The sequence below is a fragment of the Salinilacihabitans rarus genome (assembly GCF_024296665.1).
GTDB lineage: Archaea > Halobacteriota > Halobacteria > Halobacteriales > Natrialbaceae > Salinilacihabitans > Salinilacihabitans rarus.
The window spans coordinates 890,399-904,775 of the sequence record NZ_CP100762.1 but is presented as its reverse complement, the minus strand read 5'-3'; the positions used below and the strand labels follow the sequence as shown (position 1 = coordinate 904,775).

Genomic DNA, 14,377 nt, shown 5'->3' with positions numbered 1-14,377 from the left:
ATTTCAACGGAGCCGTAGAAACGGGCCGCGCGGTCACTCGACCGTGACGCTCTTGGCGAGGTTGCGCGGCTTGTCGATCGGGCGATCGAGCAGGTCCGCGGCGTGGTAGGCGACCAGCTGGAGCTGGACGTTCGCGAAGAGGCCGGCGAGATCGGAGTCCGTGTCGGGAATCCCGAGGTGGGCGTCGGCTATCTCGGTCGCGGGGTGGTCCTCCGGGCAGACCGCGACCAGCGGCGCGCCGCGGGCCTGGGCCTCCTCGGCGTTTTTCAGCGTCCTCTCGTCCTCCTCGCCGGTGAAGACGGCGAAGACCGGCGTCTCGGGCGTCACCAGCGCCAGCGGCCCGTGTTTCAGTTCGCCGGCGGCGAACCCCTCGGCGTGCTCGTAGGTGATCTCCTTGAACTTCAGCGCCCCTTCGAGCGCGACGGGGAAGCCCAGCCCGCGGCCGATGAAGAAGTACGAGTCGCTGTCGAGGTAGCGGTCGGCGATCCCCGCTGCGTGGGACGTTTCGAGCAGGTCGTCGATGCGGTCGGGCATCCGTTCGAGTTCCGCGAGGAACGCCCCGAGATCCGTTCCCGGGTCGCCGCGGCGGTCCGCGACGATGCGCCGGGCCAGCAGCGCGAGCATGACCGCCTGCGAGGAGAAGGTCTTCGTCGCGGCGACGCCGATCTCGGGGCCGGCACGGATGAACAGCGCGTCGTCGGCCACGCGGGCGGCCGTCGAACCGACGACGTTCGTCACCGTCAGCGTGCGGGCCCCCTCCCGTTCGGCCCGTCTGAGCGCCCCCAGCGTGTCGGCGGTCTCGCCGCTCTGACTGACCGCGATCACGAGCGAGCCCCCGTCGGTCGGCGGCGCGGCGACGCTGTACTCGTTGGCGAGGTGGGCCGTCGCGTGGACGCCGGCGGCGTTGAGCAGCAGCGAGCCGTACAGCGCGGCGTGGTAGGAGGTGCCACAGGCGACGAGCTGGACGCGCTCGACGTCCTCGAAGGTCCCGGACTCGAACCCGTCGAGGTCGATCGCCCCCGCGTCGGGGTCGGTCCGGCCCTCGATGGCCTGCGCGAGCGCCGTCGGCTGCTCGTGGATCTCCTTGAGCATGAAGTGGTCGTAGCCGGCCTTGCCGGCCTGCTCGGGGTCCCAGTCGACGGTCTGTCGCTCGCGGTCGACGGGGTTCCCCTCGACGTCGGTGAACTCGACGCCGTCGGGCCTGACGACCGCGACGTCCCCGTCCTCGAGGAAGACGACGTCGTCGGTATATTCGAGGAAGGCCGGCACGTCGCTGGCGAGGAAGAACTCCTCGTCTTGCATCCCCACGACCAGCGGCGACCCCTGCCGGGCGGCGTACAGGGAGTGGTCGCCCGAGAGCATGACGGCGACGGCGTAGCTTCCTTCGAGTTCGTCGATCGCCCGGCGGAAGGCCCCTTCGCTACCGTACCCCTCGTCGAGGTACTGCTGGATCAGGTGCGGGATGACCTCGGTGTCGGTGTCGCTCGTGAACTCGTGGTCCGCCTCGCGCAACCGCTCGCGCAGCGTCGCGTAGTTCTCGATGATGCCGTTGTGGACGACGGCGACGTCGGCGGTCGAGTCGGTGTGCGGGTGGGCGTTCGCGTCGGTCGGCGGCCCGTGGGTGCTCCAGCGGGTGTGACCGATCCCCACCTCGCCCTCCGGGGGGTCGCCGTCGATCGTCCGTTTCAGCTCCGACACCTCGCCGGAGCGCTTCTGTACCTTGATGCCGGCGCCGTTCTGGACGGCGACGCCGGCGGAGTCGTAGCCGCGGTACTCGAGGTTTTCGAGGCCGGTCAACAGCGGTTCGAGCGCGTCCCCGTCCCCCACGCGGCCGATAATTCCACACATCAGGGAGTCACCTCGCGTCGCACCGTCTCCGGCGTCGCCGTCCTGCCGGCCGGACGCCGCCCGTGGACGGCGCCGGCGTGCGCGGTCGGCGCGTCGACGGCGCCGGACGTTCGTCGTGTCATGATCGGTCGGACGTCCGTGGCGACTGTTCGAGACGGCGAACGGTGCACGGACATGATACCAACTCAGTCCTGCCCGACCCATTACTATAGATAGGCTACGATCCCCGTAGCGCGAGGGTAACGGCCGGCCGTCGATCGTCTTCCGAACCGAGAGAATAGTCCACGACCGGACCGCTCGATCGGTCGCAGGTGACCGAACGTCCACCGTCGATGGATATGTCGACGAGTGTCAACCGCGCGGCGGCCGCGAGGAGAGGTATGTCAACCGAACGGCCGCCGTATCGCCCGCCGAACGGCCGTACGACCGGCCTGACGGGCGGAATACTCGGCGTACGAATCGTTGTGAACGGCTTACCGTCGGCCGCTCGAAACCCCGACGAGGAACCACGAGCGCGAACGTTCACGACCGTTCGCGGCGATGCCTCGCGCCGTCAGCGAGCACCCGCCTACGGCTTCCCGATCGACGACGCGCACAACTGCGCGATGGCCCGGCGGAGCCGCTGGGAGATGGCCGACTTCGAGACGTCGAGTCGGTCCGCCAGTTCGTCCTGGGAGATGCCCCGGGGCACGTCGAAGTAGCCCTCCTCGTAGGCGACGGTCAGCAGCCGCTGCTGTTTGGGCGTGAGGCCGACGACGCCGTCCTCGCCGTCGTCCGACAGCCGGAGGTGGTTCACCCGAAACGTGACGCCGCGCTCGCGACAGAACTCGTTGAGCGCGACCAGCGACTCCCTGTCGGGGAGGCGAAGCTGGACCGTCCAGCCGTCGCGGTTCCCGACGAGGTCGAGGATTCGGCCGCCGCACTCGGCCGTCGCGGCGACGACGCCGACCGTCCCGCCGACGAGTTCGACGCGGTAGATCCGTCGGTCGGGGTAGCGGTCGACGAGGGCGGGGTCCGCGACCGTCGGGTCGACGTCGAGTGCCGCCTCGAACTCGTCGTAGGACGTCTCGGAGACCGTGAAAAACGCGAGCGTGCGCCCGTCGTCGAGTGTGGTCCAGTACTCGGGTTCGACGACCGCCGTCGGGAGCCGTTCGAGGGTCGGCCGGAGGACGAGGTCGGGGTGGTCGAGGCGGACTTCGGCGATGATCCCGCCGTCGGCCCGCGACTGCACGCCGGCCGACCGCGAGTCGGCGGCGTCGGTGCTCACGCGTGGCCCCTCCGGGCGACTGGAGGACGGCTACGACTTCGCGGGCGGACGACGCGGCGACCGCGGCGGGAGAGGGCGGCGCGTTCGCCGCGATAAGCGATCCTTATCGCTCGCTCAAGCATGTGTTGTGGAATGCAACCGCGGAGGCATGACCGTGGACGCTACGTGTGTAAACCGCGCCGGTCGCGGGGGCTATACCTATTCACCCGCCGGCCGATCCCGGATCGCGGGTGACCGATAAACGGACACTTTCCGCCGCGAGAGGGCCCCAATACGATCTTACTACCGGCCGGGGTCGTCGCCCTCGAACAGCAGCGCGTACAGTTTTCGCTCGGCCGTACGGAGGTGCCGGTTGAACGTCGGCTGGGAGACGCCGAGGGAGGCGGCGACCTCCTCGCCAGTGCGCTCGCGGGGCCACTCGAAGAAGCCGCCGTAGTACGCCGCTTCGAGCGCGCGCAACTGCCGGTCGGTGAGGCGCTCGCGCAGGTGGGCGTCGAACGATCGGGCGGTCCGCGCCGGCCGCTCGCGCTCCCGGCGGGCCAGCAGGTCCGTCCCCGGGTACTCGCGGTCGAGCAGGTCGACGAGCGAGCGGACGTCGGCCTCCGGGGGCACCTCGACGACGAACCGCGTCCCGTCGGCGTCGGCCGCGATCGAGCGCAGGGCCGCGCCGCGGTCGGCCAGCGTCTCGACGAGCGTCGGTCCCGACGCGACGACCTCCAGCGTGCTCCCGTCCTCGCGCTCGGCGACGACGTCGACCGCGTCGATCCCGTCGAGGTCGGCGGCCGCCTCGCGGACCGGGTCGGGGTCGCCGTCGACCGCGGCGAAGATCGACCACCCCCCGTCGGCGCGGGGAACCACCGTCCGCAATTCGAGGCGGCGCCCGGCCGCCCGGGCGATCGCCGGGAGCGGGTCGTCGATGTCGGTCCCGACGAACTCGAGTTCGGTCACCGTCTCGGCGACGAGCGCCCGCTTGCGCCCGATGGCGGTGATGCCGTGGGCGACCGTCCGCCCGAGCGACTCGATCGCGTCGACGGCGTCCGCGTCGAACGCGAGCGGCCGATTCGCGTACAGCGCGAGGACGCCGTAGGCGGCGCCGTCGGCCGCGAGCGGCACGGCGAGGACCGATTCGAGGCCCCGGTCCAGCGCCACCCGGCGCCACCCGCGGCCGCGCTCCGCCCTCGCGACGGCGTCGACGACCGTCGGCGCCCCCGTCGCCGCCGCCCGCCCCGCCGGCTCCCCCTCGGGGTCGACGGCGACGGCGACCGATTCGAGGTAGCCCTCGTCGCCGCTCGCCGCGCGGACGGACACCCCGTCGGCGCCGACCTCGCCGATCCACGCGAGGTCGACCCACTCGAGCGCCGCTAACGCGTCGCAGACGCCCCGCTCGACGTCCGCCCGGGAGTCGGCGTCGACGAGCAACCGGTGGATCTCCCGGATCCGCTCCCCGAGCGTCCGAAGCCGGTCGAGACGCGCCGCCGTCCGGGCGAGTTCGAGGTCGCGGCTCTCCAGACGCGACTCGCTCCCGATCCGGGCGAGTGCCCCCTCGGCGACCGCCGCGACCGCCGAGAGGAACGCGAGGTCGGCCGTCCCCGACGGCGCGGCGCCCGCGGCGGCGAACAGGACGAGGTCGTCGCCGACGGGGACCGTCAGCGCCCGCGCCGGCCGCTCGCCGACCAGCGAGGCGAACGCGTCGAGCGACGGGCCGTCGTGGACCGTCGCCTCGCCGCGTTCGAGCGTCCGGTCGAGCGGCGTCCTCCCGCGGCCGACCGTCGGCAGGTCGACGGGGTCGCCCTCGCGCGAGGCGACCGCGACCGGCCGGAGTTCCGACTCGCGGGCGGCGTAACAGCCGGCGACGTCGGCCGCCAGTCCGTCGCGGACGGCGTCGGTCGCCGCCTGCCCGACCTCCGACCCCGTCTCGGCCGCCCGCAGGCGCCGGGCCAGCCGTTCGAGGACGGCCGCCGACTCGGCCGCCGGCCGGGCCGCGGCGTCGCGGACGACACAGACCGCCCGCTCCTCGCCCGGCAGCGGCGTCACCGCGACCGACACCCGTCGCGGCCCGTCCTCGGCCGCGAGGGTCGCCTCGACGGGGTCGGTTAGCCGGACCACGCGCGAGCGGGCGCGCTCTCGGATCTCCGCGACGGCCTCCTCGTCGAACAGCGCCGTCGCCTCGCGGCCGACGAGCGCGTCGGCGCCACACCACGCGAACAGGCGCTCGTTGGCGAACGCGACGGTCTCCCTCTCGATGACGAACACCCCGGCGTCGAGCGCGTCGACGACGGCTTCGAGGTCGGCGGCGCGCTCGCGGGCCTCGCGGGCGGCCGCGTCGGCCGCCGGGGCCTCGCGGACGAGGACCGAGACGCCGTCCTCGCCGGGGTGGGCCTCGACGGCGAGGCGCTCGTCGCGCCCGGGGTAGTCGACCTCGAACGCGACCGTCGAGGCGGTCTCGCGGGCCTCGCGGAGCCGTTCGTGGAACCTCCCGCGGACCGACCCGGGGAGGCGGTCCCAGAGGACGGTCCCGACGAGGTCGTCGGCGGGGGCGTCGAGCAGGTCCGCGGCGGCCGCGTTGACCTCGCGGAGCCCCCAGTCGGGTCCGAGCGCGAGGAACGCGGCGTCGAGGCGGTCGAGCGCGGCCGGCGTCCCGGCCGCGCCGGCCGCCGGGGTCGAGACCGTGACGACCACGCCCTCGACGGCCGGGTCGGCGAGGCGGTTCGCGTACGTCGCCTCGGCGACGCGCCACGCCCCGTCGGCCCGGGAGAGCCGGAGCCGTTCGGTCGCCCGGGCGTCGGTCCCGCCGGCGACGACCGACTCGAACGCGCCGGTCGCGTCGGCCCGGTCGTCGCGGTGGACGAGGCGGGCGAACGGGCGCCGCTCCACCTCGCCGGGCGTGTGGCCGAGCGCGTCCGCCACGGCGGGGCTCGCGTACCGGACGTCGCCGTCCCGGTCGAGGACGAACACCGGCGCCGCGGCGGCTTCGAGGACCGCGCGGGCGGCGACCGGCGACGCCGACTCGCGCTCGGCTTCGAGGCGGCGCCGCTCGGCGACGGTCCCGACGCGGGCGACGACGACCGCCGGCGGGGCGTCGGGGGCGAGCACGTCGTCGGCGCCGGCGGCGACGGCCGCCGCGGCGTCCTCGTCGTCGGCGAGCGCGACCGCCGGGACCGACGGCGCCGCCTCCCGGAGCCGTTCGAGGAGGGCCGCTCCCGAGTCGTCGGGGTCGAACTCGAAGAGGATACAGCGGACCTCGCGCTCGTCGAGGACGGCGAGCGCCTCGGGGACCGTCCGCGCGCGCAGCACCGCCCGGTCGGCCAGCCGCGACTCCAGCGCGCCCGTCGCCGCCGCCGCCCGCTCCGTGTCGCCGACGACGAGCACCCGGACGACGTCGCCGGCTTCGAGCGCGGGGCGGTCGCTCACCGGCGACCCACCCCCGGACGAGGACGAGCGCTCACGGTGGGGAGAGTCCGTCGCCGCGGGGATTAACTATCGCTACCGTATCCCGCGTTAGTGACCGATTGTCGCCGGCGATCAGAGCACGTTCAGGACGACGATCGAGAGGTAGAGCTGTCCGAGCCCCGCGACGATCATCAGGGCGCCGGCGACCCGCTTGAAGAGCCCACCGTAGGCGGCGAGTCGACCCGCGTTCGCCAGCAGCCCCATCCCCGTGACGACCGTCAGCGAGACCATCAGCAACACGATGCTGCCGACGTACGTCCCGAGGACGAGGATGCCGTCGCCCGGCGGCATCGACAGCGCGCGGCCGATCACGCCGACGAACAGCGGGGCGACGCAGCCGGCGGCCGCGAGCGCGTAGCCCGCGCCGAAGACCCCGAACCCGAGGACGCTCGACCGGCGCTTCGGCAGCGTCATCGACAGCGAGGGCGCCCGGTCGAGGACCACGAGCAGGCCGAAGACGACGAGGATCGCCCCGACGATCGGTTCGAAGAGCGCGACGTTCGAGAGCGTCGCGTGGCCGATCCAGAACGACGCCCCGACGAGGACGGCGAACGTCGCGAGGACGCCCGCGCCGGCGATCAGCCCGCGCGCGAGCGAGCCCCCGAGCGTGACGCGCTCCCCGTCGGACCGACTCGCGTAGAAGCCGACGTAGCCGGGCAACAGCGGGTAGGCACACGGGGAGAAGAACGTCGCCACGCCCGCGCCGACCGCGAAGGCGACCGTCGGGAGGAGTGTCGCGTCGGTCATCTCTCCGTCGCCCGTTCGATCCCGGCGACGAGTTCGTCGGCCGTCTTGATCCCGCCGTCGGCCCACCGCAGCCGCCCGTCCGCGTCGATCGCGGCGGCCCACGGGTAGCCCGCGAGTTCGCACTGCATCGCCAGGTCGACGTTCGGGTCGAGGCCGACGGTCCAGTTCCCGTCGTGTTCGGCCCACCAGGCCGCCAGTTCCTCGCGCGTGATCGAGCGGCCGACCGACTCGGTCGTCACCGAGAGGAACAGCACCTCGTCGCCGACCCGCTCGTGGGCCTCCGCCAGCGCCGGCATCTGCTCGATGCAGGGCGGACACCACGTCCCGAAGAAGTCGACGAACGTCGGCCGGTCGGGCGCGGGCACGACCACGGAGCCGGCCTCGCTTCCCCGGGCGTCGATCGTCTCGATCTCAAGCGGGTCGAGGGGCTCGTCCGCGTCGTCGGACTCGGCGTCGCCTTCGTCCCCTCCCTCGTCCCCGAGCGACTCGGGGGAGGGCACCCCGCGGGCGGCGACGAAGCCGCCCGCGGCGAGTACCCCGGCGCCCGCGAGGCCGGCGACGAGTTCCCTGCGGCGCATCGGTCAGTCACCCACCACCGTCCGCACGTCCGCGAGCAGGTCGTCGGTGTCGAGTCGGGTCCACGCGTTCGGGTACGCGCGCTCGACGACCCCGTCCTCGTTGACGAGCAGGATCAGGTTCGGGTGGACGAACATGTAGTCGCCGTGGTCGTGGTCGCCGCCGTCCCCGTGGTCGCCACCCTCGTCGTCCGTGAGGGCGTCCGGGTCGTCGGTCCGCTCGATCGGCACGCCGAGTTCGCCGTCGACGATCTCTCTGGCCGCCTCGTTGTCCTCCGGCCGGAGGAAGTGCCAGTTGCCGGGCTCGCGGTCGACGCCCTGCTGGTCCGCGTACGTCCGGAGTTCCTCCGGGGTGTCGCGGTCGGGGTCGAACGTCAGCGCGAGCAACGCGATGTCGTCCGCGTACCCGCGCTCGGTCGCGTCCGCCTGCGCGGCCCGCAGGTGGAACAGAAGCGCCGGACACGCCCCGTCCGGACACGAGGTGTAGAAGAACGTCAGCAGGTACGCCCGCTCGCCCTCGAAGTCGGCCGTCGAGACCGTCTCGCCGGTCAGCGGGTCCGGCAGTTCGACCGCCGGTATCTCGTCGCCGTGGGAGGGGTGGGACGCCCCCGCGAGCGACTGTTCCGGGGGGTCGAGGACCGTCTCGTCGTCGCCGAGTCCGGGGACCGAGCCGAGACAGCCCGCTCCGGCGGCGACACCCGCGACGCCGAGCGAGCGCAGGTATGTGCGCCTGTCCATGTTCGAATCGAACGGAGCGAACGATGAAATGTCCGTTGGTTCGCCGCCCGATCCGTCCGCCCGGGCCCGGTCTCGCGGGGCGCGACCCCCGGACAGCTACATCCCGCCGGGCGTGGACGTCGCCCACGATGGGACGGCACTCGACGCGCGCCGCGCTGGCGGTCGCCCTCGCCGCGGCGGCGCTGTACGCGGCGACCCGCCCGGCGGACGCCTCGAACGTCGCCGCCGGCCTCGGCGAAGGACGCACGCTGACCGTGCCGACGTGGCTCTCGGTGCTCACCGGCGCGGCGGCCGTCGGCGCCTCGGGACTGCTCGCCGCGCTCGTCACCGACCGCGCGTTCGTCGACGCCCTCCACGGCCGGTCCCGGCCGGTCGCGACGTGGCTCCCCCGCGGACCGGTCCGGCGCTTCGCCGGCGGCCTCGGCGTCGCCGGCCTCGCGGCCGTCGTCCTCGTCGGCCTCGACGGGCCGCGGACGCCGACGGCGAACCTCGCGGTCCTGCTCGCGTTCGTCGGCCTGCGGTCGGTCCTGCCGATGGTCGCCTTCCTCGTCGCGAACCCGTGGCCGGCGGTCGACCCGTTCCGGACCCTCGCCGGCGCGCTCTCGCGGGCCGCCGGCGCCGACGGGGTCGTCGCGTACCCCGAGCGCCTGCGATCCTGGCCCGCGGTCGTCGGCCTCGCGGCCCTGCTCCTGCTCGAACTGCTCGCCCCGGTGACGACCGACCCGCGCGCGCTCGCGACCGCGACCCTCGGGTACGCGGCCGTCACCGTCGCCTGCGCGTTCGCGTTCTCGCCCCGGATCTGGTTCCGCCGGGGCGACCCGCTCGCGGTCCTCTTTCGACTGTACGGCGCCGTCGCGCCGCTCCGGCGCGACGGGGACGGCCTGCGGCTGTCACTACCCGGGTCGCGGCTGCGCGAGGGGGGCGTCGTCGCCGACGCGAGCGAGGTCGCGTTCGTCGTCCTCGTCGTCTGGGAGCTGACGTTCAACGGCTTCGTCGTCACGCCCCCGGGCGCGCGGACGATCGAGGGGCTGGTCGCCGCCGGCGTCCCGCCGCGGGCCGGCTACCTCCTCGTCTTCCTCGCCGGCTTCGCGCTGTTCCTCGGCCTCTATCGGCTCGCGGCCGTTCTCTCGCGGCGGACGGCGCCGACGTTCCTCGCCGCGCCCGCGCTGGCGCGGCTGTTCGCCCCGCCGCTGCTCGCCGTCGCCGCGGGCTACCACCTCGCCCACTACGTCGCCTTCGCCGTCTCGCTGGCGCCCGCGACGCTCGCCGCGCTCGCGAACCCCCTCTCCCCGCCGGTAAACCCGACGGTGCTCGCGGCTCCCGGGTGGGTGGGCGGCCTCGAGACCGCGTTCGTCCTCGCGGGCCACCTGCTCGCGGTCTGGGTCGCCCACGCGGTCGCCCTCGACCGCTTCCCCGGCCGCCTGCAGGCGATCCGCAGCCAGTACCCGTTCGTCGCCGTCATGGTCTGCTACACCGCCGCGAGCCTCTGGCTGCTCTCGCTGCCGACGGCGGCCCCGCCGTACGTCGGCGGCTGAGCGCCCTGCCGCGCCCGGGGCGCTCGCGTCGGTCGAAACGACAGGCGTTTTGTCCCCTCGACCGTAGCTCCCGGCGATGAACCGTCGACGCTTCCTCCGTGACGCCCCAGTCGCCGGCGGCCTCGCGCTCGCGGGCTGTCTCGAACGACTGGGCTTCGAGGAGCGGTCGGCCTGGGAAGGGGCGCCGCTCGTCGAGGACCGCCCCGACGCCGTCTACGTCCCCGCCTCCGAGGAGGAGATGGGAACCTACGGGACCACGACGGACGGCGAGTACGCCGTCGCGCTCACCTACACGTTCCCCCACCGGTTCTGGCTCGTCGCGGGCGAGCGCGAGCGCGTCGACGTGGACGCGGACGACAGCCTCCACCTCATGGTCACCGTCTGGGACGCCGAGACGCGGACGATCCTGCCGACGGACGTGAGCCTCGACGTCCGCCGGGACGGCGAGTCCGTCCGCACGGTCAACCCGTGGGCGATGCTCTCCCAGCGAATGGGCTTTCACTACGGCGACAACGTCTCGCTGTCCGACGAGGGTGAGTACACCGCGCGGGCGCGCGTCGGCCCGGTCGGCGCCATCCGCCGGACGGGCGCGTTCGCGGGCCGCTTCGAGTCGGCGGCCACCCTCGAAGTCGACTTCGAGTACCGCCGGGCGGCGATCCACGACCTCCAGTTGCGCCGGATCGAGGCGGACCGGCAGGGTTCGCGCGGTGCCCTCGAACCGATGCCCCACGGCGACGGCGGACACGACGAGGGGCAGGCGGGGACGGTCCACCCGCCGACCTCGCGAGCGCGGCCGGTCGAGGACCTCCCGGGTCGGCACCTCGGGACGGCCTCGAGCGCGGACGCGGCGATTTCCGTCCTCGAAACCGACGCGGACCGGCTGGCCGGCGACGCGTCGTCGTACCTCGCGGTCTGCCCGCGGACGCCGTACAACGACGTTAGCCTCCCGTTTACGGCGCTGAGCGCGACCGTCGAGCGCGACGGCGAGGCGGTCGCCGACGAACCGCTGCGGGAGACGCTCGACGGCGAGTTCGGCCACCACTACGGCGTCCCGGTCGACGGGCTGGAGGCGGGCGACGAGGTGACGGTCACCGTCGACGCCCCGCCGCAGGTGGCACGCCACGACGGCTACGAGACCGCATTCTTCGAGTTCGAGCCCGTCTCTTTCGAGGCGTGACCGGTCTGCTGCGCCCGGTAGGGCGACGATTCGGCACGGTTCGGCGGGTTAACGCGTGTGATACTGCCGCCCGACTCGACGCCGGCGTTCGGCGGTCGGGTTACGTCTCGGATAACTATCCGGGGGGGTAGATAACGCGTCGGGCATGTCTCGATCCGAACGGGCGAGCATGCGGATCGGCTGCCCGAACTGCGACGCGACGATCTCCGCGGCCATCCCTCCCGGCACCGGGATACTGGACGTCGACGGCCCGGGGGACAACCGGCTGCGAGGGCGAGCGGAGCACTGCACGGAGTGCGGTCACGAACTCGACCTCTACTACTACTGAGCGTCCGGTCCCGCGCTCACCGCCCGCCGAATCACCCGCCGGCGCGCGGACGGTCGCTCCCGGAGACCTGTCGCGCGACCAACCCACGGAGTTTTTAACGTCCGGGTGTGTAGAGTGAGGTAGCGAAACCCGCGGGCAAGTGCGTTCGCGTGGCGGGCACATCGGCCTCGCCGTGTGTCCGCCCGGAGCGATCCCGAACGCATAGCGGGACTGCGGCCGACGCGCTGGAAGGTGCCTGGGCCTGCGTAACCGGGAGTCCGCGGACCGTTTCGACGAGAGCCCACACGCGGCTTTCAGTGCTACAACCATGGAAATTGAAATCGCAACGATAGGCGGTTACGAGGAAGTCGGACGGCAGATGACTGCCGTCCGCGCAGGAAACGACGTCGTCATCTTCGACATGGGACTGAACCTCTCGCAGGTTCTGATCCACGACAACGTCGAGACAGAACGGATGCACAGTCTGGACCTGATCGACATGGGCGCGATCCCGGACGATCGGGTCATGTCGGATCTGGAGGGCGACGTGCAGGCGATCGTGCCGACCCACGGTCACCTGGACCACATCGGCGCCATCTCGAAGCTGGCCCACCGGTACAACGCGCCCGTCGTCGCGACGCCGTTTACGATCGAACTCGTCAAACAGCAGATCGAGGGCGAGCAGAAGTTCGGCGTCGAGAACGACCTGATCAAGATGGAGGCGGGCGAGACGATGACGATCGGGGATCACGGGGTCGAACTCGAGTTCGTCAACGTCACCCACTCGATCATCGACGCGATCAACCCCGTCCTCCACACGCCCGAGGGGTCGATCGTCTACGGACTGGACAAGCGCATGGACCACACGCCGGTCATCGGCGATCCGATCGACATGGAGCGCTTCCGCGAGATCGGACGCGAGGGCAACGGCGTGCTCTGTTACATCGAGGACTGCACCAACGCGAACAAGAAGGGCCGGACCCCGAGCGAACGGGTCGCCCGCGAACACCTGCGTGACGTCCTCTACAGCATGGAGGACTACGACGGCGGCATCGTCGCCACCACGTTCTCCTCCCACATCGCCCGCGTGAAGAGCCTCGTCGAGTTCGCCGACGACATCGGGCGCCAGCCGGTCCTGCTGGGCCGGTCGATGGAGAAGTACTCCGGCACCGCCGAACGGCTCGACTTCGTCGACTTCCCGACCGACCTCGGGATGTTCGGCCACCGCAAGTCCGTCGACCGGACGTTCAAACGCATCATGAACGAGGGCAAGGAGAACTTCCTGCCCGTCGTGACGGGCCACCAGGGCGAACCGCGCGCGATGCTCACGCGGATGGCCCGCGGCGAGACCCCCTACGAACTCGACGACGGCGACAAGGTCGTCTTCTCCGCGCGGGTCATTCCGGAGCCGACCAACGAGGGCCAGCGTTACCAGGCCGAGAAACTCCTCGGCATGCAGGGCGCGCGCATCTACGACGACATCCACGTCTCGGGCCACCTCAACCAGGAGGGCCACTACGAGATGCTCGACGCGCTCCAGCCCCAGCACGTCATCCCCGCCCACCAGGACCTCAAGGGCTTCTCGGGGTACGTCAACCTCTGCGAGAGCGAGGGGTACAAGATGGGACGGGACGTCCACGTCACGCGAAACGGCAACCTGATCCAGCTGGTCGACTGATATGACGTCCCCAGAGGCACGCGAGAAGGCGGTGCTCGAAGCGGTCAGCGAGCGTCGCGAACTGGTCAACGAGGCCATCCCGGAGGAGTTGCCGATCCGTCGGCCCGAGCGTCTCTACGAGGCCTCGCGGTACCTGCTCGACGCCGGCGGCAAGCGCCTCCGGCCGACGGTCCTGCTCACGACGGCGGAGTCGCTTGCCGACGTCGAACCCGTCTCGCGGGACTATCACGCGTTCCCGACGCTCGGCGGCGACGAGATCGACGTGATGGCCGCCGCCGTCTCCGTCGAAGTCATCCAGTCGTTCACGCTGATCCACGACGACATCATGGACGACGACGACCTCCGGCGCGGCGTGCCGGCCGTCCACCGCGAGTACGACCTCGAGACGGCCATCCTCGCGGGCGACACCCTCTACTCGAAGGCGTTCGAGATCCTGCTCGAAACCGGCGCGCCCGCAGAGCGGGCCGTCCGGGCGCTCGACGTGCTCGCGACGACCTGCACGAAGATCTGTGAGGGGCAGTCGCTCGACGTGGAGTTCGAGGGCCGCGAGGACGTCACGCCCGAGGAGTACCTCGAGATGGTCGAGCAGAAGACCGCGGTGCTGTACGCCGCCTCCGCCTGCTTGCCCGCGATCCTGATGGGCGCCGACGAGGAGGTCGTCGACGCCCTCTACGGCTACGGCCTCGACGTCGGCCGGGCGTTCCAGATCCAGGACGACGTGCTCGACCTGACGGTGCCGAGCGAGAAACTCGGCAAACAACGCGGCAGCGACCTCGTCGAGAACAAGCGGACGCTCATCACCGTCCACGCCAATCAACACGGTGTCGACGCCGAGGACCTCGTCGACACGACGAGCGTCGAGGCCGTCACCGAGGCCGAGATCGACGAGGCCGTCGCCGCCCTCGAAGAGGTCGGCTCGATCGAGTACGCAAACGAGACGGCCCGCGACCTCGTCGCGCGCGGGAAAGACCGACTCGAAGTCCTGCCGGACAACGAGGCGCGCGACCTGCTGTGTGACATCGCGGACTACCTGATCGAGCGCGGCTACTGAGCGT

11 protein-coding genes are annotated in these 14,377 nt (G+C 72.2%); 5 read left to right on the top strand and 6 right to left on the bottom strand.

What is annotated here, in order from left to right; genetic code table 11:
• Positions 1 to 33: 33 nt before the first annotated feature.
• The 6 genes from glmS to NKG98_RS04780 form a co-directional block, all read right to left on the bottom strand.
• The gene (gene glmS, locus NKG98_RS04805) at positions 34 to 1,848 is read right to left on the bottom strand and encodes a glutamine--fructose-6-phosphate transaminase (isomerizing) (protein WP_254768526.1); all 1,815 of its coding nucleotides are present in this window, start codon (positions 1,846 to 1,848) and stop codon (positions 34 to 36) included.
• A 568-nt stretch (positions 1,849 to 2,416) separates the two neighbouring features.
• Entirely contained in the window at positions 2,417 to 3,115 is a 699-nt protein-coding gene (locus NKG98_RS04800) for a helix-turn-helix domain-containing protein (RefSeq protein ID WP_254768525.1), read from the bottom strand.
• Between the two features lie 282 nt (positions 3,116 to 3,397).
• Complete coding sequence (locus NKG98_RS04795; protein ID WP_254768524.1) at positions 3,398 to 6,526, bottom strand: bacterio-opsin activator domain-containing protein; 3,129 nt, start codon at positions 6,524 to 6,526, stop codon at positions 3,398 to 3,400.
• A 111-nt stretch (positions 6,527 to 6,637) separates the two neighbouring features.
• Positions 6,638 to 7,312: a cytochrome c biogenesis protein CcdA gene (locus tag NKG98_RS04790; RefSeq protein WP_254768523.1), complete on the bottom strand. Its 675-nt coding sequence runs from the start codon at positions 7,310 to 7,312 to the stop codon at positions 6,638 to 6,640.
• Positions 7,309 to 7,890, bottom strand: a complete 582-nt coding sequence (locus tag NKG98_RS04785; RefSeq protein WP_254768522.1) for a TlpA family protein disulfide reductase — start codon at positions 7,888 to 7,890, stop codon at positions 7,309 to 7,311. Before NKG98_RS04785 ends, NKG98_RS04790 begins: the two co-directional genes overlap by 4 nt.
• 3 nt (positions 7,891 to 7,893) lie before the next feature.
• On the bottom strand, positions 7,894 to 8,625 hold the full coding sequence (locus NKG98_RS04780; RefSeq protein WP_254768521.1) for an SCO family protein: 732 nt from the start codon (positions 8,623 to 8,625) through the stop codon (positions 7,894 to 7,896).
• 128 nt (positions 8,626 to 8,753) lie between these two features.
• Between NKG98_RS04780 and NKG98_RS04775 the strand changes: the two genes are divergently transcribed.
• From NKG98_RS04775 to idsA3, 5 genes are all read left to right on the top strand, one after another.
• A complete protein-coding gene (locus tag NKG98_RS04775) occupies positions 8,754 to 10,160 on the top strand; it encodes a hypothetical protein (protein ID WP_254768520.1) in 1,407 nt (468 codons plus the stop codon).
• Positions 10,161 to 10,236: 76 nt separating this feature from the next.
• Positions 10,237 to 11,337, top strand: coding sequence for a DUF7350 domain-containing protein (locus NKG98_RS04770; RefSeq protein WP_254768519.1), 1,101 nt, complete (start codon positions 10,237 to 10,239; stop codon positions 11,335 to 11,337).
• Between the two features lie 145 nt (positions 11,338 to 11,482).
• Entirely contained in the window at positions 11,483 to 11,665 is a 183-nt protein-coding gene (locus tag NKG98_RS04765; protein WP_254768518.1) for a hypothetical protein, read from the top strand.
• A 307-nt stretch (positions 11,666 to 11,972) separates the two neighbouring features.
• Positions 11,973 to 13,322 carry a ribonuclease J gene (locus tag NKG98_RS04760; RefSeq protein ID WP_254768517.1) on the top strand — a complete coding sequence of 450 codons (1,350 nt, stop codon included), beginning with the start codon at positions 11,973 to 11,975 and terminating at the stop codon, positions 13,320 to 13,322.
• A 1-nt stretch (position 13,323) separates the two neighbouring features.
• Complete coding sequence (idsA3, locus tag NKG98_RS04755; RefSeq protein ID WP_254768516.1) at positions 13,324 to 14,373, top strand: geranylfarnesyl diphosphate synthase; 1,050 nt, start codon at positions 13,324 to 13,326, stop codon at positions 14,371 to 14,373.
• Positions 14,374 to 14,377: the final 4 nt, after the last annotated feature.